The organism is Limnohabitans sp. Hippo3 (assembly GCF_003063665.1).
Lineage (GTDB): Bacteria > Pseudomonadota > Gammaproteobacteria > Burkholderiales > Burkholderiaceae_C > Limnohabitans_A.
On record NZ_NESF01000003.1, the window covers coordinates 70,410 to 92,098 of the forward strand.

22 protein-coding genes are annotated in these 21,689 nt (G+C 62.6%); 14 read left to right on the plus strand and 8 right to left on the minus strand.

The window, feature by feature from the left end; all coding sequences use genetic code 11:
• Positions 1 to 35 precede the first annotated feature (35 nt).
• Together B9Z34_RS06150 and B9Z34_RS06155 are read left to right on the plus strand one after the other, a co-directional pair.
• A complete protein-coding gene (locus B9Z34_RS06150; protein WP_108427240.1) occupies positions 36 to 824 on the plus strand; it encodes an enoyl-CoA hydratase/isomerase family protein in 789 nt (262 codons plus the stop codon).
• Positions 825 to 867: 43 nt separating this feature from the next.
• Positions 868 to 1,989 (plus strand): hypothetical protein, encoded by a 1,122-nt coding sequence (locus B9Z34_RS06155; RefSeq protein WP_108427241.1) that lies wholly within the window; start codon positions 868 to 870, stop codon positions 1,987 to 1,989.
• 45 nt (positions 1,990 to 2,034) lie between these two features.
• On the opposite strand, the gene B9Z34_RS06160 is transcribed toward B9Z34_RS06155, so the two are convergent.
• From B9Z34_RS06160 to nthA, 4 genes are read right to left on the minus strand one after another with little or no spacing between them, the layout of a single operon-like run.
• Complete coding sequence (locus tag B9Z34_RS06160; RefSeq protein ID WP_108427242.1) at positions 2,035 to 2,901, minus strand: DMT family transporter; 867 nt, start codon at positions 2,899 to 2,901, stop codon at positions 2,035 to 2,037.
• 17 nt (positions 2,902 to 2,918) lie between these two features.
• Positions 2,919 to 3,308, minus strand: coding sequence for a nitrile hydratase accessory protein (locus tag B9Z34_RS06165; protein ID WP_108427243.1), 390 nt, complete (start codon positions 3,306 to 3,308; stop codon positions 2,919 to 2,921).
• On the minus strand, positions 3,305 to 3,982 hold the full coding sequence (nthB, locus tag B9Z34_RS06170; protein WP_108427244.1) for a nitrile hydratase subunit beta: 678 nt from the start codon (positions 3,980 to 3,982) through the stop codon (positions 3,305 to 3,307). The genes B9Z34_RS06165 and nthB overlap by 4 nt, the downstream gene beginning before the upstream one ends.
• A complete protein-coding gene (gene nthA / locus B9Z34_RS06175; protein ID WP_108427245.1) occupies positions 3,979 to 4,626 on the minus strand; it encodes a nitrile hydratase subunit alpha in 648 nt (215 codons plus the stop codon). Before nthA ends, nthB begins: the two co-directional genes overlap by 4 nt.
• 191 nt (positions 4,627 to 4,817) lie before the next feature.
• Between nthA and yajC the strand changes: the two genes are divergently transcribed.
• From yajC to secF, 3 genes are all read left to right on the plus strand, one after another.
• Entirely contained in the window at positions 4,818 to 5,150 is a 333-nt protein-coding gene (yajC, locus tag B9Z34_RS06180; RefSeq protein ID WP_108331682.1) for a preprotein translocase subunit YajC, read from the plus strand.
• A 70-nt stretch (positions 5,151 to 5,220) separates the two neighbouring features.
• Positions 5,221 to 7,101: a protein translocase subunit SecD gene (gene secD, locus B9Z34_RS06185; RefSeq protein ID WP_108427246.1), complete on the plus strand. Its 1,881-nt coding sequence runs from the start codon at positions 5,221 to 5,223 to the stop codon at positions 7,099 to 7,101.
• A 12-nt stretch (positions 7,102 to 7,113) separates the two neighbouring features.
• Positions 7,114 to 8,064: a protein translocase subunit SecF gene (secF, locus tag B9Z34_RS06190; protein ID WP_108427247.1), complete on the plus strand. Its 951-nt coding sequence runs from the start codon at positions 7,114 to 7,116 to the stop codon at positions 8,062 to 8,064.
• Positions 8,065 to 8,300: 236 nt separating this feature from the next.
• Here secF and dprA read toward each other — a convergent pair whose 3' ends face one another.
• Positions 8,301 to 9,467: a DNA-processing protein DprA gene (gene dprA, locus B9Z34_RS06195; RefSeq protein ID WP_108427353.1), complete on the minus strand. Its 1,167-nt coding sequence runs from the start codon at positions 9,465 to 9,467 to the stop codon at positions 8,301 to 8,303.
• An 84-nt stretch (positions 9,468 to 9,551) separates the two neighbouring features.
• Positions 9,552 to 10,265, minus strand: a complete 714-nt coding sequence (locus B9Z34_RS06200; protein WP_108427248.1) for a phosphatase PAP2 family protein — start codon at positions 10,263 to 10,265, stop codon at positions 9,552 to 9,554.
• Between the two features lie 206 nt (positions 10,266 to 10,471).
• Here B9Z34_RS06200 and B9Z34_RS06205 point away from each other — a divergent pair, with 206 nt between their 5' ends.
• The 6 genes from B9Z34_RS06205 (at position 10,472) to B9Z34_RS06230 (ending at position 16,069) form a co-directional block, all read left to right on the plus strand.
• Positions 10,472 to 12,124 carry a phosphoethanolamine transferase gene (locus B9Z34_RS06205; protein ID WP_233249447.1) on the plus strand — a complete coding sequence of 551 codons (1,653 nt, stop codon included), beginning with the start codon at positions 10,472 to 10,474 and terminating at the stop codon, positions 12,122 to 12,124.
• 92 nt (positions 12,125 to 12,216) lie between these two features.
• Positions 12,217 to 12,723 carry a peptide deformylase gene (def, locus tag B9Z34_RS06210; RefSeq protein ID WP_108427249.1) on the plus strand — a complete coding sequence of 169 codons (507 nt, stop codon included), beginning with the start codon at positions 12,217 to 12,219 and terminating at the stop codon, positions 12,721 to 12,723.
• Positions 12,724 to 12,743: 20 nt separating this feature from the next.
• Positions 12,744 to 13,706 carry a methionyl-tRNA formyltransferase gene (gene fmt / locus B9Z34_RS06215; protein WP_108427250.1) on the plus strand — a complete coding sequence of 321 codons (963 nt, stop codon included), beginning with the start codon at positions 12,744 to 12,746 and terminating at the stop codon, positions 13,704 to 13,706.
• Positions 13,706 to 14,437 carry an AzlC family ABC transporter permease gene (locus tag B9Z34_RS06220; RefSeq protein WP_108427251.1) on the plus strand — a complete coding sequence of 244 codons (732 nt, stop codon included), beginning with the start codon at positions 13,706 to 13,708 and terminating at the stop codon, positions 14,435 to 14,437. Before fmt ends, B9Z34_RS06220 begins: the two co-directional genes overlap by 1 nt.
• A complete protein-coding gene (locus B9Z34_RS06225; RefSeq protein WP_108427252.1) occupies positions 14,434 to 14,769 on the plus strand; it encodes an AzlD domain-containing protein in 336 nt (111 codons plus the stop codon). The genes B9Z34_RS06220 and B9Z34_RS06225 overlap by 4 nt, the downstream gene beginning before the upstream one ends.
• A gap of 106 nt (positions 14,770 to 14,875) precedes the next feature.
• Complete coding sequence (locus B9Z34_RS06230; RefSeq protein ID WP_108427253.1) at positions 14,876 to 16,069, plus strand: phosphoglycerate kinase; 1,194 nt, start codon at positions 14,876 to 14,878, stop codon at positions 16,067 to 16,069.
• Positions 16,070 to 16,222: 153 nt separating this feature from the next.
• Here B9Z34_RS06230 and B9Z34_RS06235 read toward each other — a convergent pair whose 3' ends face one another.
• Positions 16,223 to 17,335, minus strand: coding sequence for a fatty acid desaturase (locus B9Z34_RS06235; RefSeq protein ID WP_108427254.1), 1,113 nt, complete (start codon positions 17,333 to 17,335; stop codon positions 16,223 to 16,225).
• Between the two features lie 239 nt (positions 17,336 to 17,574).
• Between B9Z34_RS06235 and pyk the strand changes: the two genes are divergently transcribed.
• The 3 genes from pyk (at position 17,575) to B9Z34_RS06250 (ending at position 21,239) form a co-directional block, all read left to right on the plus strand.
• Positions 17,575 to 19,008, plus strand: coding sequence for a pyruvate kinase (gene pyk, locus B9Z34_RS06240; RefSeq protein WP_108427255.1), 1,434 nt, complete (start codon positions 17,575 to 17,577; stop codon positions 19,006 to 19,008).
• A 166-nt stretch (positions 19,009 to 19,174) separates the two neighbouring features.
• A complete protein-coding gene (fba, locus tag B9Z34_RS06245; RefSeq protein WP_108427256.1) occupies positions 19,175 to 20,239 on the plus strand; it encodes a class II fructose-bisphosphate aldolase in 1,065 nt (354 codons plus the stop codon).
• 91 nt (positions 20,240 to 20,330) lie between these two features.
• Complete coding sequence (locus B9Z34_RS06250) at positions 20,331 to 21,239, plus strand: phosphoribosylaminoimidazolesuccinocarboxamide synthase (RefSeq protein ID WP_108427355.1); 909 nt, start codon at positions 20,331 to 20,333, stop codon at positions 21,237 to 21,239.
• 66 nt (positions 21,240 to 21,305) lie between these two features.
• Here B9Z34_RS06250 and B9Z34_RS06255 read toward each other — a convergent pair whose 3' ends face one another.
• Positions 21,306 to 21,671 carry a hypothetical protein gene (locus tag B9Z34_RS06255; RefSeq protein ID WP_108427257.1) on the minus strand — a complete coding sequence of 122 codons (366 nt, stop codon included), beginning with the start codon at positions 21,669 to 21,671 and terminating at the stop codon, positions 21,306 to 21,308.
• Positions 21,672 to 21,689: the final 18 nt, after the last annotated feature.

The window sequence follows — 21,689 nt, forward strand, 5'->3', positions numbered from 1 at the left end:
GCCTCAAGGCACCCTTTTTGTTTTGGACTTCACCCATGTCATCCCTCTTTGCGCAAGCCTGCGCCCCCGTTTTGCAGATCGAAGGCGGCGTGGCCACCATCACTTTGAACCGCCCAGCCCAGCGCAACCGCCTGGAAAACGGCGACCTCAAGGCTTTGCTGGCGCACTTTGATGCCATTGAATGCAACCCCGCCGTGCGTGTGCTGGTGTTGACCGCCAACACGGCGGGTCAGCCCAAACCGGTGTTTTGTGCCGGGTATGACATTGGCGGTTTTGACGAGCCGGGTCACGGCGCCACCTTCTTTGAAGAGATTCCGGACACGCTGGCGCGGCTGCGACCCGTCACCATTTGCGCCCTCAACGGCAGCGTGTACGGCGGCGCGACCGATGTGGTGCTGGCGTGTGACCTGCGCATCGGCCTGCAAGGCATCGAGTGGCGCATGCCCGCCACGGCGCTGGGCCTGCATTACTACCCCAGCGGTTTGCAGCGTTATGTCAGCCGTTTCGGGGTGGCGGGTGCCAAACGGGCTTTTTTGACAGCGCGGCCTTTCACGGCCGAGCAGCTCCATGCAATGGGCTTGTTCGAGGCGCTGGTGGATTCAACAGCGTGGGACGCTGTGCTGGCGCAATTGGTGGGCGATGTCCTGAAGTTGGCGCCTTTGGCCGTGCAGGAAACCAAAAAGTCCCTGAACGAAATAGCCGCCGGGCAGATGGACGAGCACCGCCTGCGTGAGCGCGAGCACATGACCAGCCGCAGCGCGGACTTTGCCGAAGGACGGGCGGCCTTTGCCGAACGGCGCCCAGCCGTGTTCACAGGCCAGTGAGCCGGGCTCAAGAATCGCCGCCTGGGGTCGATTCCTTTCAGTCATGCAATCCCATTCCATCCGCGCACTCGCCCTGAACACGGGCCGTCTGATCACCCGTTGGTGCGGGGGGCTGGCGCTGGCTGTTTCGGCACAGGCCGGGCAATACCAGCTGTTGGCGGAGCAGCCCAATACGGTGGTGGTGGCCGCACGTGTGCAAAACGCCGAACAGGTTTGCAACCTCGAAATCTCGGTCCAAGGCCAGGCGACGCTGGAGCGGGAGGTGCGTGCACCCTACTTCGAGACCCGCATCGACATCACGCCGCAGGATGTCGAGTCGGTCGTGGTCAGCTGGCGCGGCAAGTTCAAGCGCGGCAACGCCGAGGCCGTGAATGCCTGCCCCACCCAGGGCAGCACCCGCTTTGTGGTGGTGTCAGACCATGCGGCGCTGCAAGCCGCCTGGCGCAATGCTTTCGCGGCCATGGGCCCTGCCAAGGCGCAATGCGTGCGCACCGCTTTGCAGCTGGACCGGGTGCGTTACGAGTGGTTTGACACGACAGCCAAGGAGAGCAGCCCCGAGGACTGGAAGATCCAGCGCGCCTTGACCCGTTGTGATGAATTCGTGGCCCAGAAAAAAGCCTGGGGAGATCAAAACCCCCAGGGCTTTGCCTGTACTTTGCCCGGCGGCTTGAAGACACGCTGTGAGGGTTATTTCACGGTCACTGAAAAAGGCAAGGCCGTGCCGATTTCTGCTGAGGCCGCGATCCGGCGACAGCTTGATGAGCAGCCTTGGGGCACGGGCGTGCGCGAAACCGCTGCGGCCAAAGCGGCCCGCCAAAAGCAGGAACAAGCCCGGCAGGCGCGGCTGCAGGCCGAAGAAGAGGCGAAAGCCAAAGCACAAGAAGAGGCGCGTTTGCGTGAGGAGCAGTTGGCGCAAGAGGCCCTGGCCGCCCAGGCCCGTGAGCGCAAGGAAAAGGCCGAGGCTGAACGCGCCCGGCGTCTGCAGGAAATCGAGCGCCTGGAGCAAGAGCGCCTCGAAAAACGCAGCTGGTTGCTCAAGCAGTTGGAAAAGCTCAAACGTGATCCCCAGGCCGAGACCAAGTCAGAGGGCAAGTCTGAAGCCAAGCCTGAAACAAAGCCAGACGCCAAGCCTGAACCCAAGGCAGAAGAGCCCAAGCCCCAATAAACCCTCCATCCCTGTAGGAGCGAGCCCCTGTTCGCGAATGGCTGTTTATTTTGTGGGAGCGAGCCCCTGCTCGCGAAGGTCTGCCGAAGCGCGACCCGCCGACCAAGCGGTGCCCATGGAAGCGGCCATCACCATGGCAATCGCCAGCCCCTGAAACAGGGTCAAGTGCTCAGCCAGCACCAGCCACCCGGCCAAGGCACCCACAGCCGGCTCCAGGCTGAGCAAGATGCTGAAGGTGTTTTTGGGCAGGTGGTTCAGCGCAAACATTTCCAGTGCATAAGGGATGGCACTCGACAGCAGTGCCACGGCCAAGCCGGCCAGCAGCCACTGCGGGTTGAGCAAGGCGCTGCCGGCATGCGCCACACCAATCGGGGCCACCACCAAAGCGGCAGCGAGCATGCCCATGGGCGTGGCCATGCCGCCGTAACGCAGCGCCACACGCTGGCCAAAAACGATGTACAGCGCCCAACAAACGCCCGCAGTGAATGCGAAGAACACGCCCATCGGGTCGAGCGCTGAGGCCGCATCGCCACCTGGCAGCGGCAGCAACAAAGCCAGGCCCACCACCGCCAGCGTCACCCACAGCCAGTCGCTGGCTTTTTTGGAGGTCCAGACCGCCACCGCCAACGGGCCGGTGAATTCGATGGCGATGGCCACGCCAAAGGGGATGGTCTTGATGGCGCTGTAAAACAGCAGGTTCATCACGCCCAGCGTGACGCCGTACAGGCCCAGCGGCAGCGCATCGGCCCAGACCCATCGGCGACGCCAGGGCCTGAACACGGCCATGAGCATGAGCATGGCAAAGACCAGCCGGTATGCGGTGGTGCCTTCTGCGCCCAAGGCCGGGAACAGGCTTTTGGCAAACGAGGTGCCGACCGCCAGCGACACCAGGCTGCCCATCAAGGCCAGCATGGCCCACAAACGCAGGTTCAAACGGAGCCTCTTTCTTCGGCGTTCAGCACGATGGGCTGGCCGTGCGGGGTGCGCTCGGCGGCCGCTTCCCACGCGTGTTCCAGTTCATGGATTTCATCGGGTGTGCCCAGTTGGCGCTCGATCACCAGCTGCTCCAGCGCATTGAGCCAGTAGGTGTAGTACAGGCTGCCGTCGTCGGCTTCGCCGCGGGTTTGGCCTGCGCGGATTTCACGGGTCAGGGCATTGGCCCACTGCGGCCAGGTGAAGACGCCTTTTTCGTGCAGCTGCAAGGTCATGGCAAAAGCGTGGGCCTGCCAGGGGGCTTCAAACACCGCGCCGTTGTTGGCCGTGGGGGGCATGGGAAAACCGTCGCCACAGGCTTGGGCCAGATCGTTCAAGGTGGTCATTCGGGCACCGCTTCCAGATAAGACTCCCAGGCGTCCACACTCACTTGGTGTCCGGCCTCGGCTTGCGGGCCCCACAGTTCGGTGCCGTCAAACACCACGGTGTAAAGGTGCTCGGCCGTGCCGTCAAAAGGCGGCAGCATCCGGCTCACATGCCGGTCGGGCAAGACATGGCTGCCGTGGTGCAGCACCACGGTGCCCACATGGCCGCGCACATAGCGCGGCAGCCGGGTGTGGCCTTGGGGGTTGAGGTTGAGGGCGCGCACGCGCTGGCCTACCGCAAAGCGCGGCGCTTGTGTGCTGGGCCGGTCGGCCGGGCTGCCTTTGGCCAGCGCTGCGTCCACGTCTGCGGCCTTCAACACCCGCACGCCCGGCACGGGGGGCGTGAGGGGCTGGCCTTGGGCCAGTTCTTCGGCGGTGATCAGGCCGCGCTCACTGAGCAGTTTCTGCAGCGCCTTGATCCAGATGGCGTAGTAAGGGCCTTGCACATAGTCGAGTGGGGGCAAAGACTCACGGGCCGAGCGGGCCAGGTCGATGTTCCACAGGCCGCTGGCCCCCATGGCCACGGTCATGCCCAGCGCCCGGCGCTCCCATTCGCCATGAAACAGCGGCTCGTTGGCCTCGATCTGAACCGGGCCGTAGCCTTGTTGGCCCCCCATGTCGTGCAGGCCGTTCATGTGGCCTCCTGGGCGATATCTTGAGGATTCAGCGGCAGGCCGGTGCCGATCATCGAATCGCGGGTGACCAGCCTGGCCAGTTGCTCCTGGCTCCAGCCTTCGGTGCCTGCGGGGCGCTCGGGCAGCACCAGGTAGCGCACTTCGGCGGTGGAGTCCCAGACGCGGATGTTTTTATTCGGGGGCAGCGTCAGCCCGAAGTCGGCCAGCACGGCCCTTGGCTCGATCACGGCGCGCGAGCGGTAGGCGGCGCTTTTGTACCAGACCGGTGGCAGGCCCAACACGGGCCAGGGGTAACAGCTGCACAGGGTGCAGACCACCATGTTGTGGGTGTCTGGCGTGTTGGGCACGGCCACCATGTGCTCGCCTTGGCGGCCTGTGTAGTCCATCGAGGCGATGGCGGCGGTGGCGTCTTGCAGCAGCCAGTCCCGAAAAGCCGGGTCGGCCCAGGCGTGGGCCACCACTTTGGCGCCGTTGTGCGGGCCCACATGCACCTCGTAGGTTTCGATGATGCGGTCGACGGCGGCGGGGTCGAGATAGCCTTTTTGCGTCAGCAGGGTTTCCAGGGCACGCACGCGCACATCCATTTCGCCCAGTGTGCTGTGTTCATGATCGTGGTGGTGGTCATGTCCGCTGGCAGGGTGCATGGTCGCTCCTCGGGGCTGTTTCGGGCCTTTCGGCTCAGGGTTTGCACGGTGCAGCAGCACGGGTTTGGGGCACTGACCGTGGGGGAAAAAGGCTTTCAGTGGGCATCATAGCGCCGCATACAATGGCGGCTTCGTTCGCGGGCCGCCCGATCGGCCCCGATAAAACCCGAATTTGCTTTTTTGGAGTTTCCATGTTCATTTCTTCCGCTTTTGCCCAAACTGCTCCAGCCGCTGCCGCAGGGGGCGACATGCAGTCCACCTTGATGAGCATGCTGCCTTTGCTGCTGATGTTCGCGGTCCTGTATTTCGTCATGATCCGTCCCCAGATGAAAAAGCAGAAAGAGCACCGCGCCATGATCGACGCGCTGGCCAAAGGCGACGAGGTGGTCACGGCGGGTGGTTTGTTGGGCAAGGTCAGCAAGATCGGTGATGCCTACATTGGTGTGGAGCTGGCCACAGGCGTGGAAGTCCAGTTGCAGCGCAGCGCTGTGGTCCAGGTGTTGCCCAAAGGCACCCTGAAGTAATTCACACGCGTTTTCTCCATGGGGCACGGCCTTGGTCGGCCCCGGTTTTTCATCCTGCACGCGAGTCACTATGAACCGTTACCCGGTCTGGAAATACGCGATCATCGTGATCGCCATGTTGCTGGGCGTGGTCTACACCCTGCCCAACTTTTATGGCGAAGCCCCTGCTGTGCAGGTGTCTTCGGCTAAGGCCACCATCAAGGTGGACACTTCGACGCTGCAAAAGGTCGAAGACGCGCTCAAGGCCGCAGCCCTCACACCCCAAACTGTGGCCTTGGACGGGACCTCGATCCGAGCCCGTTTCCAGAGCACTGACGAGCAGCTGAAGGCCAAGGACGCCATTCAAAAAGCGCTGATTCTCGACGCGGCTGACCCTCAATTTGTGGTCGCGCTGAATCTGGTTTCCCGCTCCCCGGCTTGGCTGACTGCCCTGCACGCTTCGCCCATGTACTTGGGTCTGGACCTGCGGGGCGGCGTGCACTTCATGCTGCAAGTGGACATGCAGGCGGCGTTGACGCAAAAAGTCGAGTCCATCACGGGCGACCTGCGCAGCTTGCTGCGCGAGAAAGACGTGCGCCATGGTGGCATCAGCCGCAATGGCCAGACCATTGAAATCCGCCTGCGCGATGCGCAGCAACTGCAAGCGGCCAAGCGTGTCTTGTCTGAGCAGTTTGCCGATTTGCAAACACAAGAAGCGGCCGATGGCAGCGAGTTCCGCCTGACGGCCAGCATCAAGCCCGAAGCCGCCCGCAAAGTGCAAGAGCAGGCTTTGAAACAAAACATCACCACGCTGCACAACCGGATCAACGAGCTGGGCGTGGCCGAGCCGGTGATCCAGCAGCAGGGTCTGGACCGCATCGTGGTGCAGTTGCCCGGCGTGCAGGACACGGCCAAGGCGAAAGACATTCTGGGCCGCACCGCCACGCTGGAAGTGCGCATGGTCGACGAGAGCACCGAGGCGCGTGCCGCCGAGCAAGCGGGTGGCATTGTCCCGTTTGGTGCTGAGCGTTATCTGGAGCGCGATGGCCGCCCCTTGATCGTCAAGAAGCAAGTGGTGCTAACAGGCGACAACCTGACCGACGCCCAGCCGGGCTTTGACGGCCAGACGCAGGAACCCGTGGTCAACCTGACGCTGGACGCCAAGGGCGCCCGCATCTTCAAGGATGTGACGCGCGACAACGTGGGCAAGCGCATGGCCATCATCTTGTTCGAAAAGGGCAAGGGCGAAGTGGTGACAGCGCCTGTGATCCGCGCCGAAATCGGTGGCGGCCGCGTGCAGATTTCGGGTCGCATGACCACGGCCGAGGCCAATGACACCGCGCTGTTGTTGCGTGCAGGTTCATTGGCCGCGCCGATGGAGATCATCGAAGAGCGCACCATCGGCCCGAGCCTGGGGGCCGAGAATATCGCCAAGGGCTTCAACAGCGTGACCTGGGGTTTCCTGGTTATCGTGGCCTTCATGGTGGTTTATTACGCCATGTTCGGATTGTTCTCCGGCATCGCGCTGGGCGTGAACCTGCTGTTCCTGGTGGCCATCTTGTCGATGTTGCAGGCGACCTTGACCCTGCCCGGCATGGCCGCGATGGCGCTGGCGCTGGGTATGGCGATTGACTCGAACGTGCTGATCAACGAGCGGGTCCGTGAAGAGCTGCGCAACGGCGTCAGCCCGCAAGCGGCCATTCACGCGGGCTATGACCGCGCCTGGGCCACGATTTTTGACTCCAACATCACCACCTTGATCGCGGGCGTGGCCCTGCTGGCCTTTGGTTCCGGCCCGGTGCGTGGTTTTGCGGTGGTGCACTGCATTGGCATCTTGACGAGCATGTTCTCGGCGGTGTTCTTCTCGCGTGGCCTGGTCAACCTCTGGTACGGCGGCAAGAAGAAGCTCAAATCAGTGTCGATCGGTACGGTGTGGCGGCCTGAAGGCGGCTCTGCGGTGAAAGCCGACTAAGGGGAAAAGACCATGGAATTGTTCAAAATCAGAAAAGACATTCCGTTCATGAAGCACGCGTTGGTTTTCAACGCGATTTCCTTCTTGACGTTTGCTTTGGCGGTCTTTTTCCTGTTCAGCCGTGGCCTGCACTTGTCGGTGGAGTTCACGGGCGGCACCTTGATGGAAGTGAGCTACAGCCAGCCCGCTGACCTGCAAAAAGTGCGCGGCACGGTGGCCACGCTCGGTTTTGCCGAGGTGCAAGTGCAGAACTTCGGTTCGGCACGTGACGTCATGATCCGGCTGCCCGCGCAAAAGGGCGTGAGCTCGGCCCAGCAAAGCGAAAAAGTGTTGACGGCCCTCAAAGCCAATGACCCTGATGTGATTTTGCGCCGCACAGAGTTTGTGGGCCCGCAAGTGGGCGACGAGCTGGCCGAAGACGGCCTCAAAGCTTTGGCCTTTGTGGTCATTGGCATCATGATTTATCTGGCGATCCGCTTTGAGTGGAAGTTCGCCGTGTCGGCCATCATCGCCAACTTGCACGACGTGATCATCATCCTGGGCTTTTTCGCCTTCTTCCAGTGGGAATTCTCGTTGGCGGTGTTGGCAGCTGTGCTGGCGGTGCTGGGTTACTCGGTGAACGAATCGGTGGTGATTTTTGACCGGATTCGCGAGAACTTCCGCCGCTACCGCAAGATGAACACGGTCGAGATCATCGACAACGCGATCACCTCCACCATCAGCCGCACCATCATCACCCACGGCTCTACCCAGATCATGGTCTTGTCCATGTTGCTGTTCGGTGGAGAGACCTTGCACTACTTCGCCATGGCGCTGACGATTGGCATCTGCTTTGGCATTTACTCGTCGGTGTTCGTGGCCGCCGCCATCGCCATGTGGCTAGGCATCCAGCGCGAAGACCTGATCAAGCCGATCAAGAAAGACAACGACCCCAGCGACGAGAACTCTGGCGCGGTGGTCTGAGCCCGTCAGGCCAGGCAGGATTTTTCATCCTCGCGCTGCTGTCTGTCATGCCCGCGCAAGCGGGTATCCATGGCCGCCGGAGGTGCTAGACATGGACCCCCGATCAAGTCGGGGGTGACAAATGTAGTTCGTCAGTCGGCGGTTACATAAGCTTTGTCATACCCGCGCAGGCGGGTATCCATCGCAGACGGAGGCACAAGGCATGGCCCCGTATGAAGTGCTGGGCAACGCACCCCTCACCCTGTCCCAACCCGCTGAAACAAGCCCCCCGGCAGGCGCCCGACCTGCCCCATCAACTCCAGTTCCAGCAGTTGCGCCTGGAGTTGTGCGGTGCTCCAGCCGCAGCGCGCTTGCAGCGCGTCCAGGCTCACCGGGTCGTGGCCCATGGCGTGCAGCAAGGCATCCTCGGGTGGTTCGTTGCTGACCGCGTCATCGTGGCTGGGTGAATCCTCCAGCGCGAGTGAACGTTGCGCAAACGGATCGGGCAGGCGCAGTTCTTCCAGCACGTCTTGGGCAGACTCCACCAGTTTGGCCCCTTGTTTGATCAGCAAATGGCAGCCCTTGGATTGGGCCGAGTGGATCGAGCCGGGGATGGCCATCACGTCACGGCCTTGCTCCAGCGCTTGTTTGGCGGTGATGAGCGAGCCCGATTGCAAGGCGGCTTCGACCACCAGCGTGGCTTGCGACAAGCCCGAGATCAGCCGGTTGCGGCGCGGAAAGTTGGGTGCCAGCGGTGGCGTGCCCAATGGGTATTCGCTGAGGATCAGGCCGCGCAGGGCGATCTGATGCGCCAGCTCGCGGTGTTGGCGCGGGTAGACCCGGTCCAGGCCCGTGCCCACGATGGCGATGGTGGCCAGGCTGCTTGCAGCGGCGCCGAGCAAGGCGCCTTCGTGGGCCGCACCGTCCACGCCCAGCGCCAGTCCTGACACGATGGTCAGGCCACTGGCGGCCAGGCTCCGCGAAAAATCGCGGGCGTTGGCCGCACCTTGGGGTGTGGGGTTGCGGCTGCCCACCATGGCCAGCGCTTGTTCGGTCTGCAGTGTCTGCAGTTGTGCGGTCTGGCCCAGGGCATACAACATCAGGGGCGGGTCGGGGATGTCGAGCAAGGTGGCGGGGTAGTCGGCATCGCCCAGGGTGACGATGGCCCGCGAGACCGCGGGGTCTGGCGAGTCGTGTAGCCACTGCCAGGTTGCATCGGTCAGTTCGTGCCAACCCGGCGGCGCTTCGCACAAGGCCTTGGCTTGCAGGGCGGATACGATTTGGCGAAAAGCCGATTCGCCTTGTTCAAAAATGGCGTCCGGCGGCCCCAAAGCGGCCAGCAGTCGCCTGGCGGCATCGGGCCCAACGCCGGGTGTGAGCGCCAGACGCAGCCAGCCGGCCAACTCTTCGCGGGTGTTCACCATCTTGTCTCCCTGTGCAGCCTGCAGGCTGTCTGTGGAGGCATTGTGGTTCAAACCAGCGAGTCCGCCAAGCGTGGGTTGTTGGTCTCAAGTGACGGGGGCAGGGGGACTCATCAGGGTCTTGCGCCGCCAGTAGCCGAAGCCGAGGTGGTTGATGACAGCCACGCTCCAACACATGAAGCCGGTCCACAGCGTGTGGCTGGGGTAATGGGCACCGCGCAGGGTCTGCACTGCGCCCAAAGCGCCACCCAGCAACATGACACCCCACAAAATCCGTGTGCCCCATTGTCGATCCCGATCAGAGTCAGAGACAAGCCAGGGCAAGCTGAGGGCTGCAAAGGCGAAAGCCGAAGAGGCATGTCCGCCGGGAAAGCAATGCCCCGATCCGCCATCGCTCAGGCCCCATTGCCAATGTGAGACATAGGTGCCCACACCTCCAAAAGCACTCAGGTCCCAGGGGCAGCTGGTCAGGCTGTAGCGTTTGAGGACATTGATCAGCCCCAGTCCCAAGGTGATGCCCACCCCGATTTCGAGTCTTTGGAGCTTGCTCAAGTCCTTGAATCGCCCCACGGGCAGCCACACCATCGCCAACACGCTCAGATAGAACAGGACTGCTGCACGCCGCAGCTGGTCATGCAGCAGGTGCTCCATCCACCAGTTGTGGCGAAGGGCGAAGCCCTCGGGGCGGGCGATCCAGTGCATCACACGCAAGTCCAGGCCCGACACATCCCAAGCCAGCAGAGCCAGCAACGCCAAACCTGTGAACAAACCCAGTTGTCTGAAGGGCGAGTCTTCACGCATGGGCAGTGGGTGGGTATCAAGACGGGGCATACGACTTTCGGGGCGGAGGCGATGTATGAGATTAAACAGACCCTGGATGAAGCCGCGCTGAGGACCTCGCTGTCGCATGCCTGCGTTCACCTGTAAGCGCTGTAGGGCTTGCTTCAGCAGGGGCTCAGGTGCCCTGTCTAGAATCGAGCCCGTTTATATCTTGAAATGCCCACTGCATGAAGCTTCTTTCTGAGCGCACCGCCTGGCACCCCACCCGTTTGCTGGCAGTTTTGGCCCTTTGGCTGGCGACCATCGGCAATTTGCCGTTCTGGATGGCCATCTGGAAATTGCCGGAAACCCATGGCTGGGGTGCGCTGGCCACCATGGGCAGCCTGTGGCTGATTTTGTTGGCGTTGCTGGTCTGGTTTTTGTGCCTGTGGGTTTGGCCTCGCTGGCTCAAGCCTGCGGGCCTGGCCCTGCTGCTGACGGTCACGTCCAGCAGTTACTTCATGTTGACCTATGGCGTGGTCATCGATTCGAGCATGTTGGCCAACGTGGCGCAGACCGATGTGCGTGAGGTGCGCGATCTGCTGTCCTGGCCCATGCTCGCGGCGGTCCTCATCGGCGTGGTGCTGCCGGGGGTGTGGCTCTGGCGTCAGCCTGTTCGCGCGGTGTCGGCCAAGCCGCTGCTGCTGCGTCAGCTGGGCGTGGCCTTGTTGGCTTTTTTGGTGGCGCTGGGGCTCTTCTGGATGTCGTTTCAGGACATCGCTTCGCTCACGCGCAACCACAAGCAGTTGCGCTACATGATCAACCCGTTCAACAGTGTTTACGGCATGACCCGCCTGGCCGTCGGGCAGGCGACCGTGGCGGCGCAGCCGCTGCAGGTCATCGGCGAAGACGCGAGCTTGCGCGTGGCCCCGGCCAGCGAGGCCTCGGCACCACTGGTGGTGGTGATTTTGGGCGAGACGGCCCGGGCCGCCAATTTTGGTTTGGGCGGTTATGCCCGCGACACCACCCCGCAGTTGCGCCAAATTCAGGCGCAAGGCGACTTGGTCTATTTTTCGGACGTGAAATCCTGTGGCACCAGCACCCAGGCGTCGGTGCCGTGCATGTTTTCCCATCTGGGCAAAGCGGCCTACGAAGACACCCAAGCCCGTTATGAGAGCGTGCTGGATGTGCTGCAGCGTGCCGGTTTGGCGGTGTTGTGGCTGGACAACCAGTCGGGCTGCAAAGGCGTGTGCGACCGGGTGCCGAATGTGGCGACCACGGCACTGAAAGTGCCCGAGTTTTGCAAAGACGGTGAGTGTCTGGACGAGGTGATGCTGCACGAGCTGCCTCAGCAGCTGGCGGCCTTGGACCCGGCCAAACGGGCCCAAGGCACCGTGGTGGTGATGCACCAGATGGGCAGCCACGGACCGGCTTATTACAAGCGTTCGCCCGCAGCGATGAAGCCCTTCCATCCCGAGTGCAACAGCCATGCGCTGCAAAACTGCCCACCCGAGCACATCGTCAACGCCTACGACAACTCCATTCTTTACACCGACCATTTCATTGCCAAAACGGTGAAGTGGCTGCAGGCCCAGTCGCGTCCCACTGCGCTGATCTATGTGTCGGACCACGGCGAGTCCTTGGGCGAAAAAGGCCTGTACCTGCATGGCATGCCTTACAGCCTGGCACCCAAAGAACAGATCCATGTGCCGATGCTGGTGTGGCTGTCCAAACCGCTGCAGCGTGAGCGCAATTGGCGCATGGATTGCCTGCAAGCTCAGAGCGCCAAGCCCTTGTCGCACGACCACCTGTTCCACTCGATGCTGAGCCTGAGCCAGGTCAGCACCCGTTTGGCCAAACCCGAGTTGGACCTGTTTGCGGCTTGTTCCGCGGGGCGCTGAAGACGCCCGTCCCCCAAGATGCGCCCTGCCCCCGGCAGGTGCTTCGGAAATTGGGGACAATAGACCCCTGATTTCCTTTCCGTGTTGATGCCATGGCCCTGCTCCCCATCCTTTGCTACCCCGACCCCCGCCTGCACAAGGTGGCCAAGCCCGTGCAGGCGGTGGATGCCCGCGTGCACGCCCTGATCGACGACATGCTGGAGACCATGTACGAAGCGGGCGGCATTGGCCTGGCGGCCACACAGATCGATGTGCACGAGCGGCTGGTGGTGATCGACACGTCTGAAGAGCGCAACCAGCCCATGGTGCTGATCAATCCCGAGATCACCTGGATGAACGACGAGCGCGTCAAGGGCGAAGAGGGTTGCCTGTCGGTGCCCGGCATTTACGACGGCGTGGAGCGCGCCACAAAAGTCAAGGTCACGGCCTTGGACCGCGATGGCCAAAGCCGCACCATCGAGGCCGAGGGCATGCTGGCCATTTGCATCCAGCACGAACTCGACCACCTCATGGGCAAGGTGTTCGTGGAATACCTCTCGCCGCTCAAGCAAGGCCGCATCAAGACCAAAATGGTCAAAGCCCAAAAAGCCGGGCGCTGATTCTTTTTGAAGAACCGTTCATGCGTTTGATTTTTGCGGGCACGCCCGAATTTGCCCAGGTGGCCATGGCCGCCCTGCACGCCGCAGGCCATGAGATCGTGCTGGTGTTGACCCAGCCCGACCGGCCGGCCGGGCGCGGCATGAAACTGCAGCCTTCGCCCGTCAAGCAATGGGCTTTGGACCACCATGTGCCCGTCGCCCAGCCACGCAGCCTGCGCCTGGACGGCAAATACCCCGAAGACGCCGCCGCAGCCCGCCAGACCCTGCTGGACGCCAAGGCCGACGCCATGATCGTGGCCGCTTACGGCCTGATCCTGCCCCAATGGGTGCTGGACTTGCCCCCCAAGGGTTGCCTGAACATCCACGCCTCTTTGTTACCGCGCTGGCGGGGTGCAGCGCCCATCCACCGCGCCATCGAGGCGGGCGACGCGCAAACCGGCATCACCATCATGCAGATGGACGCGGGCCTGGACACGGGCGACATGCTGCTGGTCTTGCCTTGCGCCATTGCCCCAGAAGACACCACCGCCGTGCTGCACGACCGTTTGGCCGCTTTGGGCGGACAGGCCATCGTGCAGGCGCTGGCCAGGTTGGACAGCTTGCCCCGTCGGCCGCAGCCCCTGGGAGGTGTGAACTACGCGCACAAGATCGACAAAACCGAAGCTGCGCTCGACTGGGCTTTGAGCGCTGAAGTGCTGGCGCGACGCATCCGGGCCTTTGACCCGTTTCCGGGCATGACCGTGCCGCTGGCGACCGCCTCCGGCGTGGAAACCTTGAAAATCTGGCAAGCCGTGACCGAGGCGGCCCCAAGGACGGCACAGCCGGGCACCGTGCTCAGCGCCGATGCGTCGGGCGTGCGTGTGGCCTGCGGCGAAGGCCAGCTGTGCCTGATGCAACTGCAGCGCCCCGGCGGCAAACGCCTGAGCGCGGCCGACTTTTTGCGCGGTTGCCCTTTGCAGCCGGGTCAGCGATTGGTGGCCTGATGTTTTTCCGGCCTACGCTTTACCGCCGCACCGAGTACTGGCAAGGCCTGCGCGACCTGGCGCCGCAAGCGCCCGGCATCGCCGCATGGGGTTTGATGACCGGGGTGGCCATGGTCAAGTCGGGCATGAGCGTGTTCGAGGCCGTGGCCATGACCATGCTGGTGTTCGCTGGCAGCTCGCAGCTGGCAGCGATTCCGCTGTTGGTGGCGGGGGCCCCGGCCTGGGTGATTTTGGCGACCGGCTTTTGTGTGAACTTGCGCTTTGTGGTGTTCAGCCTGCACCTGCGCCCGTATCTGATGCACCTGCCGCGCTGGCAGCGCATGTGCCACGGCTATTTCACCGCCGACATCACCTATGTGCTGTTCACCCGCCATTACCCGCACCCTGCCAACACCGACGACGAGCGCACCGGGCAAGAGGCCTATCTGGCGGGCAACTATTTCCTCAACTGGACCAGCTGGATCGTGGCCAGTTTGCTGGGCGTGGGCCTGGCCAACCTGATCCCCCCCGAATGGGGCTTGGGCTTTGCGGGCATTTTGTGCCTGCTGGGCATCCAGTGTTCGCTGGCCAGTTCGCGCATGCGCATGCTGTCGGCCGCTGTCGCAGGCGTGGCCGCTGTGGTGGCTTATCACTTGCCGCTCAAACTCAACATCGTTGTGGCAATTGCCGTGGCGGTGATTCTGTGCCTCACGGTCGAAAAATTCCGACCCGCACCCAAGGTGGCCGCATGAACGCTACCGATCTGTGGTCTTTGGCGGTGATCGTCGGCTTGGCGTTCGTCACAGTGCTGACGCGCAGTTTCTTTTTCATCTCCAGCAAGTCCTGGCACTTGCCCCATTGGGCGCAGCGCGGCTTGCAATACGCACCGATCGCGGCCCTGTCGGCGGTGGTCATTCCCGAAATCATCACCGTGCAGGGAGAGCTGGTCAGCACCTGGCAAGACGCCCGCCTGTACGCCGCCGTGGCGGGGGCCGCCGCTTACTTTTGGCGGCGCGATGTGCTGATCACCATCTTGGGGGGCATGGCGGTGTATCTGCCTTTGCACCTCGGCTTGGGCTGGTGAGCAGGGCTGGCCCTGTCCCATGGGCGCGAGCCCCTGCTTGCGAATCGGTGCCCGGCCACTGCTTTTAAAATCGAGTCCAATTTCCCGATACAGGACAAGTCTTTCCATGAACGTCATCCGTTTTTCTGATCTGTGCGCCAGCGGCAAGGCTGCCGGCCAACGTGTTTTCATCCGCGCCGACCTGAACGTGCCGCAAGCCGATGACGGCAGCATCACCGAAGACACCCGCATCCGCGCCAGCGTGCCCTGCATCCAGATGGCGCTGGACGCCGGAGCGGCTGTGATGGTGACCAGCCACCTTGGCCGCCCCACCGAAGGCGAGTTCAAGTCCGAAGATTCGTTGGCCCCGGTGGCCAAGCGCCTGGGCGAGTTGCTGGGCCGTGAAGTGCCTTTGGTCGCCAAATGGGTGGACGGTGTCGCTGTGGCCCCCGGCCAGGTCGTGCTGCTCGAAAACTGCCGCGTCAACAAGGGCGAGAAGAAAAACAACGAAGAGCTGGCCCGCAAGATGGCCCGGCTCTGTGACATCTATGTGAACGACGCCTTTGGCACCGCCCACCGTGCCGAGGGCACGACCTACGGCATCGCCCAATTCGCGCCCATCGCTTGCGCAGGCCCATTGCTGGCGGCCGAGATCGACGCGATTGGCAAGGCTCTGGCCAACCCGAAGCGGCCGTTGGCGGCCATCGTGGCGGGCTCCAAGGTGTCCACCAAACTGACCATCCTCAAAAGCCTGTCGCAAAACGTGGATCAGCTGATCGTGGGTGGCGGCATCGCCAACACCTTCATGCTGGCGGCGGGCCTGAAGATCGGCAAGAGCCTGGCCGAAGCCGACCTGGTGGGCGAAGCCAAAGCGGTGATCGAGGCCATGAAGGCGCGTGGCGCTGAAGTGCCGATCCCGACCGATGTGGTAGTGGCCAAGACCTTTGCCGCCGATGCGGTGGCCACCGTGAAGAAAGCCACCGATGTGGCCGACGACGACATGATTTTGGACATTGGCCCCAAGACGGCGGCCAAGCTGGCGGCGCAGCTCAAGGCGGCGGGTACCATCGTCTGGAACGGCCCGGTGGGGGTGTTCGAGTTCGATCAGTTTGCCCATGGCACCCAGGTCATTGCCCAGGCGATTGCCGCGTCCAGCGCCTTCAGCATCGCAGGCGGCGGTGACACGCTGGCGGCGATTGCCAAATACGGCATTGACAAACAGGTGGGCTACATCTCCACAGGCGGTGGCGCGTTCCTGGAGATTCTGGAGGGCAAGACCTTGCCTGCTTTCGAAATTCTGGCCAAACGCGCCGCAGGCTGATCGGCTTTTCCCCTTGTGGGCGCGAGCCCCTGCTTGCGAATGCTGGCCGGAGCCACAGCATTCATTCGGCCGCAGGGGCGGCCTTTCACAAACGATCAGCCCACAAAAAACCCCGCCATGCGGGGTTTTTTGTTGTTACGGACCAAGACCCGATCAGGCTTGTGCAGCAGGCGGCAGGTTGCCGCGCACCGGGCTGGTCATCGTGCCCTTGAAGTCGGTCCAGCATTCGCGGCTGAAGTCGTACAGCTTGCAGTTTTTGGCGGTTTCAAAGTACCACTTCCAGGAGAAGGGCTGGACGATGATGCGGCCGGGCAGCATTTCTTCGAGTTTGGCCTGGGCTTGCTTCAGGCGGTACAGCGGGATGCTCATGTCCACGTGGTGGGCGGTGTGCTCCATGATGTGGTGCATCAGTGCGCCGATCTTGAAGGGGAATGTCAGGTGCACGGTGGTCGACACGAAGGGCGCGGCCTTGGTCCAGGCAGCCTTGTTGTCGTGCCAGGACACTTTCACATGGGTGTGGTGCACATAGACCACAAAGCCGATCATGCTGTTCCAGAAGAAGAAGGGCACCACAAAACCCAGCAACAGCGAGAGCCAGACCGACTGACCGGAGTGGACGGCCGCAGCGGCGATGGTGGCGATCCAGAATGCACCAAACAAGGTCACCAGCAGGCTGTCCTTGAAGAAGATCGGGCGGCGGGTGGGCATGTGGGTCTTGTTGGGGAAGAACTCGCGCTTCCACCAGATTTCGATCATGTAATACAGGCCAGGAGCCCAGCCGCTGCGGTAGGCACGCTCCAGCAGCTTTTGCATGGGGCTGAGCGCCTCAAATTCAGCAGCCGTCAGCGGGGTCCAGACGAAGTCCACGCCTTTGAGGTTGGTGTAGCCGTGGTGCACCACGTTGTGGCCGGTGTCCCAGAGGCTGTAGGGGGTCAGCGAGGGCAAAAACGCGATGCGGCCCAGCACCTTGTTGAGTTCGCGGTGGGGGGTCAGGCTCTGGTGGCAGGCGTCATGGCCGATGATGAACAGGCGACCGATCACGAAACCGGCGGCCAGGGCACACACCACTTTGAGCCAAATTGATTCGAGGGCGATGGTGCCGGCAATCAGGGCAAAAAACAGGGCGTAGTCCAGGATCAGGAGCACAAAGGCGCGCAGGGTGCTGCGTTCGGACAGGGGGATCAGCCACTCGCGCAAGGTCTTGCGGTGCGGCAGAGGCTGGTCCGGTGTGATGGGGGCCGTGGTCGGTGTGTGTAATGCGGTCATGACGCTTCAAGTTAAATCGCTCAGGCTGAAGTTTAGTCGCCTGAACGTTTCCATGGGCTGACAAGGATCAATTCAGGGCCATCGCAGGGAGAAATCGGTGTATACCTTCGGCCTTGTTGGGCTGAACCCGATGCCCCGGGTCGCGCGTCTTGTCTTGTCTTGTGGGGCCCATCGGAAAGAACCTGGCGTGTAACCCGTTTCGTGTGAGAATTGAAATCAAATTACATGGAGATGTCCGAATGCCCCGTCGCGCCACCAAGATTGTTGCCACCCTAGGCCCTGCTTCCAGCGATCCCGCCCTGCTTGAAGCCATGATCCGCGCCGGGGTGAACGTGGTCCGGCTCAATTTCAGCCATGGCAAAGCGCAGGACCATGTGGACCGCGCCCGACTGGTGCGCGTAGCCTCGCAACGCGCAGGCCGTGAAGTGGCCATCATGGCCGACCTGCAGGGCCCCAAGATCCGCGTGGGCAAGTTCGCCGAGGGCAAGGTCATGCTTGAGCCCGGTCAGGCTTTTGTGCTGGACGCATCGCGCACCGAGCCGGGCGACATCCACGGTGTGGGCCTCGATTACAAAGAGCTGCCGCGTGATGTGAAAGCGGGCGATGTGCTGTTGCTCAACGACGGCCTGATCGTTTTGAACGTCGTGGCCGTCAAAGGCGAACAGGTGCACACCACCGTCAAATTGGGCGGTGAGCTGTCCAACAACAAGGGCATCAACAAGCAAGGCGGCGGCCTCACCGCTCCGGCCTTGACCGCCAAGGACATGGATGACATCAAAACCGCCATGAGCCTGCAGGCCGACTACGTGGCCGTGAGCTTCCCGAAAAACGCCACCGACATGGAAATGGCCCGCCAGCTGTGCAATGTGGCCGGTGCCGAATACGGCCACAAGCCTGGGCTGATTGCCAAGATCGAACGCGCCGAGGCCATCCCGCACCTGGAAAGCATCCTGATCGCCAGCGACGGCATCATGGTCGCGCGCGGTGACCTGGCGGTGGAGGTGGGCAACGCGGCGGTGCCCGCTCTGCAAAAACGCATGATCAAGCTGGCCAAGGTGCACGACAAAGTCGTCATCACCGCCACCCAGATGATGGAAAGCATGATCACCAACCCGGTGCCCACCCGCGCCGAGGTGTCGGACGTGGCCAACGCGGTGCTGGACGGCACCGATGCCGTCATGCTGAGTGCCGAAACCGCAGCAGGCAAATACCCGCTCGAGACGGTGGAAGAGATGGCCAAGATCTGTGAGGCCGCCGAAAACGCCGAAGACCCGGCACTGGATGCCGACTTCAAAGGCCAGACTTTCAGCCGCATCGACCAGTCCATCGCCATGGGCGCGCTGTTCACGGCCCACCACCTGGGTGCCAAAGCCATCGTGGCCATGACCGAATCGGGCTCCACGGCCTTGTGGATGAGCCGTCACCGGGTGCACATCCCCATCTATGCCCTGACCACCAAGCTCACGTCGCAGCGCAAGATGGCGCTGTACCGCAACGTGCGCCCCCTCTTGATGGACACCAGCGCCGACCGCGACACGGCCCTGGCCGAGGCCGAAACCCATCTGAAAAACCGGGGCATCGTGGGCACGGGCGATGTCTACGCCATCACCTGTGGCGAGCCCATGGGCTCGCCCGGCGGTACTAACATGCTGAAAATCTGCAAAGTGGCTTGACCCTGGCCTTGCAGGAGGCCGCCCCTGCGGCCGAATACTTTCGCGCGCAGTGGCGCGCTCCCACAAAGTATCTGTACCCAACACCAGTGGCCTTTAAAATCCAGAACAGTTACAGGCCGGGTACAGACACGGGCTGCATGCATTTTTAACTTTTGGGGAATTTCACATGGCACTCGTTTCAATGCGCGAGCTGTTGGACCATGCGGCCGTCAACGGCTACGGCATTCCAGCTTTCAACGTCAACAACCTGGAGCAGGTCCAGGCCGTCATGATGGCCGCTGACGAAGTTGGCGCTCCGGTCATCCTGCAGGCCAGCGCAGGTGCGCGCAAATACGCGGGCGAGCCCTTCATCAAGCACCTGATCCAGGCGGCCACCGAGCAGTGGCCCCACATTCCGCTGGTCATGCACCAGGACCACGGCCAAAGCCCGGCGGTTTGCCAAGGCGCGATCAACCTCGGTTTTTCGTCCGTCATGATGGACGGCTCTTTGCTCGAAGACGGCAAGACCCCGGCCGACTTTGCCTACAACGTGGATGTGACCCGCCGCGTGGTGGACATGGCCCACCAGCTGGGCGTGTCGGTCGAGGGTGAATTGGGTTGCCTGGGCAACCTCGAAACGGGCGAAGCTGGGGAAGAAGACGGCATTGGTGCCGAAGGCAAACTGGACCACAGCCAGATGCTGACCGACCCCGAAGAAGCGGCACAGTTCGTGAAAGCCACGGGCCTGGACGCGTTGGCCATTGCGATTGGCACCAGCCACGGCGCGTACAAATTCAGCCGCAAGCCTACGGGCGACATTTTGGCCATCAGCCGCGTCAAGGAAATCCACCAGCGCATCCCCAACACCCACCTGGTGATGCACGGCTCGTCCAGCGTGCCGCAAGAGCTGTTGGCCCTGATCAACCAGTACGGCGGCAAGATGAAGGAAACCTACGGCGTGCCCGTCGAGGAAATCCAGGAAGCCATCAAGCACGGCGTGCGCAAGATCAACATCGACACCGACATCCGCCTGGCCATGACGGCCGCTTGCCGCAAGTTTTTGTTCGAGAACCCCGACAAATTCGACGCCCGCGAATGGCTCAAGCCCGCCCGCGAAGCCGCCAAGCAAATCTGCAAGCAGCGTTATCTGGAGTTCGGCTGCGAAGGCCAGGCCCCCAAGATCAAGGGCGACAGCCTGCAGGTGGTGGCCGCTCGCTACGCCCGGGGTGAGCTGGCGCAAGTGGTCCATTGATCGCACCCACAGTCTGCGATAATCACGCCGAATGGCCCGTTGACTGTTCAACGGGCCTTTTTCTTTTTTGCTGCTGCCTGACTGTTTCGCCATGACCTCTGCACTCCACACTTCGGCCCTGACTTCCTTGCCCCTGCTGGCGCGTGGCAAGGTGCGTGACAACTACGCGGTGGGTGACGACCGCATCCTGATGGTGGCGTCGGACCGCATCAGCGCGTTTGACGTGATCATGGGCGAGCCGATCCCTGGCAAAGGGGTGTTGCTCACGCAGATGGCGCTGTTCTGGTTTGACAAATTGGGCCCCAAGGGCCTGAACATCTGCCCGATCCACCTGACTGGCGAAGCCCCCGAGAGCGTGGTGAGCGCTGAAGAGGTGCCGCAGGTCAAAGGCCGTTCCATGCTGGTCAAGCGCCTCAAACCCATTCCGGTCGAGGCGGTGGTGCGCGGTTATCTGGCGGGCAGCGGCTGGAAGGAATACCAGGACAACCAGGCCGTGTGCGGCGTGAAGCTGCCCGCAGGCCTGAAAAATGCCAGCCGCCTGCCCGAACCCATTTACACCCCGGCGGCCAAAGCGGCGGTGGGCGAGCACGACGAGAACATCACCTTCGAGCAAACCGTGGCCATGATCGGCGCCGACCTGGCTACCCGCATCCGCGACATCAGCATCCAGCTCTACAAAGCCGCGCGAGACATCGCCGCCGCCAAAGGCATCATCATTGCCGACACCAAGTTCGAGTTTGGCCTGGACACCGACGGCACCCTGGTGCTGATGGACGAGGTGCTCACGCCCGATTCATCGCGCTACTGGCCCGCCGAGAGTTATGCCGAGGGTGCCAACCCGCCCAGCTACGACAAACAGTTTTTGCGTGATTGGCTGGAGACCGCCCAAGTCAATGGCAAGCCTTGGGACAAAACCCCGCCTGCGCCGCGCTTGCCGCGTGAGGTGATCGAGAACACCGCCGCCAAATACGAAGAGGCCATGAAAAAGCTGATGGCCTGAAACCCCAGCATGTCGGACACAAAAAAGGCGCTGCTGGGCAGCGCCTTTTGCTTGGGAATTGGGCCATCAGCTGGTGAAGGCCAGCAGTGTCATGGCATCGAGCAGCAAGGTGGTGCTGGCCACGAGCATGCTGGCGCAGGCGACCGTGCGGCCACGCGGGTGCAAAGACGCGCCCCAGAAAGCGCCCAGGCAAAGCAACTCCAGGCTGCCGCGCATCCACAGGTAGCGGCTGCTGTCTACCAGCTTGGCGGTTTCGGGGCTCATGAGCACGGCATACAGGAAAATGCCCTTGACCAGCCAGAGCACAGCGCCAAAATGCAGGGAGGGCAGTTGTGCCAGCAGGCTGCGGACAGACACGTCCGAGCGCGCAGGCGCACCACTGAGCAGGCATTGCAACTCTTCAGGGGTGATCAGGGGCTCGGCGCGTGGCATGGTGCAAAAATGAATTCG

What these genes read in the sequence shown, in the direction of transcription:
- B9Z34_RS06150 (WP_108427240.1), top strand. Translation starts at nt 36, where the DNA reads ATGTCATCCCTCTTTGCGCAAGCCTGCGCCCCCGTTTTGCAGATCGAA.
- B9Z34_RS06155 (WP_108427241.1), top strand. Translation starts at nt 868, where the DNA reads ATGCAATCCCATTCCATCCGCGCACTCGCCCTGAACACGGGCCGTCTG.
- B9Z34_RS06160 (WP_108427242.1), bottom strand. Translation starts at nt 2,901, where the DNA reads ATGCTGGCCTTGATGGGCAGCCTGGTGTCGCTGGCGGTCGGCACCTCG.
- B9Z34_RS06165 (WP_108427243.1), bottom strand. Translation starts at nt 3,308, where the DNA reads ATGACCACCTTGAACGATCTGGCCCAAGCCTGTGGCGACGGTTTTCCC.
- nthB (WP_108427244.1), bottom strand. Translation starts at nt 3,982, where the DNA reads ATGAACGGCCTGCACGACATGGGGGGCCAACAAGGCTACGGCCCGGTT.
- nthA (WP_108427245.1), bottom strand. Translation starts at nt 4,626, where the DNA reads ATGCACCCTGCCAGCGGACATGACCACCACCACGATCATGAACACAGC.
- yajC (WP_108331682.1), top strand. Translation starts at nt 4,818, where the DNA reads ATGTTCATTTCTTCCGCTTTTGCCCAAACTGCTCCAGCCGCTGCCGCA.
- secD (WP_108427246.1), top strand. Translation starts at nt 5,221, where the DNA reads ATGAACCGTTACCCGGTCTGGAAATACGCGATCATCGTGATCGCCATG.
- secF (WP_108427247.1), top strand. Translation starts at nt 7,114, where the DNA reads ATGGAATTGTTCAAAATCAGAAAAGACATTCCGTTCATGAAGCACGCG.
- dprA (WP_108427353.1), bottom strand. Translation starts at nt 9,467, where the DNA reads ATGGTGAACACCCGCGAAGAGTTGGCCGGCTGGCTGCGTCTGGCGCTC.
- B9Z34_RS06200 (WP_108427248.1), bottom strand. Translation starts at nt 10,265, where the DNA reads ATGCGTGAAGACTCGCCCTTCAGACAACTGGGTTTGTTCACAGGTTTG.
- B9Z34_RS06205 (WP_233249447.1), top strand. Translation starts at nt 10,472, where the DNA reads ATGAAGCTTCTTTCTGAGCGCACCGCCTGGCACCCCACCCGTTTGCTG.
- def (WP_108427249.1), top strand. Translation starts at nt 12,217, where the DNA reads ATGGCCCTGCTCCCCATCCTTTGCTACCCCGACCCCCGCCTGCACAAG.
- fmt (WP_108427250.1), top strand. Translation starts at nt 12,744, where the DNA reads ATGCGTTTGATTTTTGCGGGCACGCCCGAATTTGCCCAGGTGGCCATG.
- B9Z34_RS06220 (WP_108427251.1), top strand. Translation starts at nt 13,706, where the DNA reads ATGTTTTTCCGGCCTACGCTTTACCGCCGCACCGAGTACTGGCAAGGC.
- B9Z34_RS06225 (WP_108427252.1), top strand. Translation starts at nt 14,434, where the DNA reads ATGAACGCTACCGATCTGTGGTCTTTGGCGGTGATCGTCGGCTTGGCG.
- B9Z34_RS06230 (WP_108427253.1), top strand. Translation starts at nt 14,876, where the DNA reads ATGAACGTCATCCGTTTTTCTGATCTGTGCGCCAGCGGCAAGGCTGCC.
- B9Z34_RS06235 (WP_108427254.1), bottom strand. Translation starts at nt 17,335, where the DNA reads ATGACCGCATTACACACACCGACCACGGCCCCCATCACACCGGACCAG.
- pyk (WP_108427255.1), top strand. Translation starts at nt 17,575, where the DNA reads ATGCCCCGTCGCGCCACCAAGATTGTTGCCACCCTAGGCCCTGCTTCC.
- fba (WP_108427256.1), top strand. Translation starts at nt 19,175, where the DNA reads ATGGCACTCGTTTCAATGCGCGAGCTGTTGGACCATGCGGCCGTCAAC.
- B9Z34_RS06250 (WP_108427355.1), top strand. Translation starts at nt 20,331, where the DNA reads ATGACCTCTGCACTCCACACTTCGGCCCTGACTTCCTTGCCCCTGCTG.
- B9Z34_RS06255 (WP_108427257.1), bottom strand. Translation starts at nt 21,671, where the DNA reads ATGCCACGCGCCGAGCCCCTGATCACCCCTGAAGAGTTGCAATGCCTG.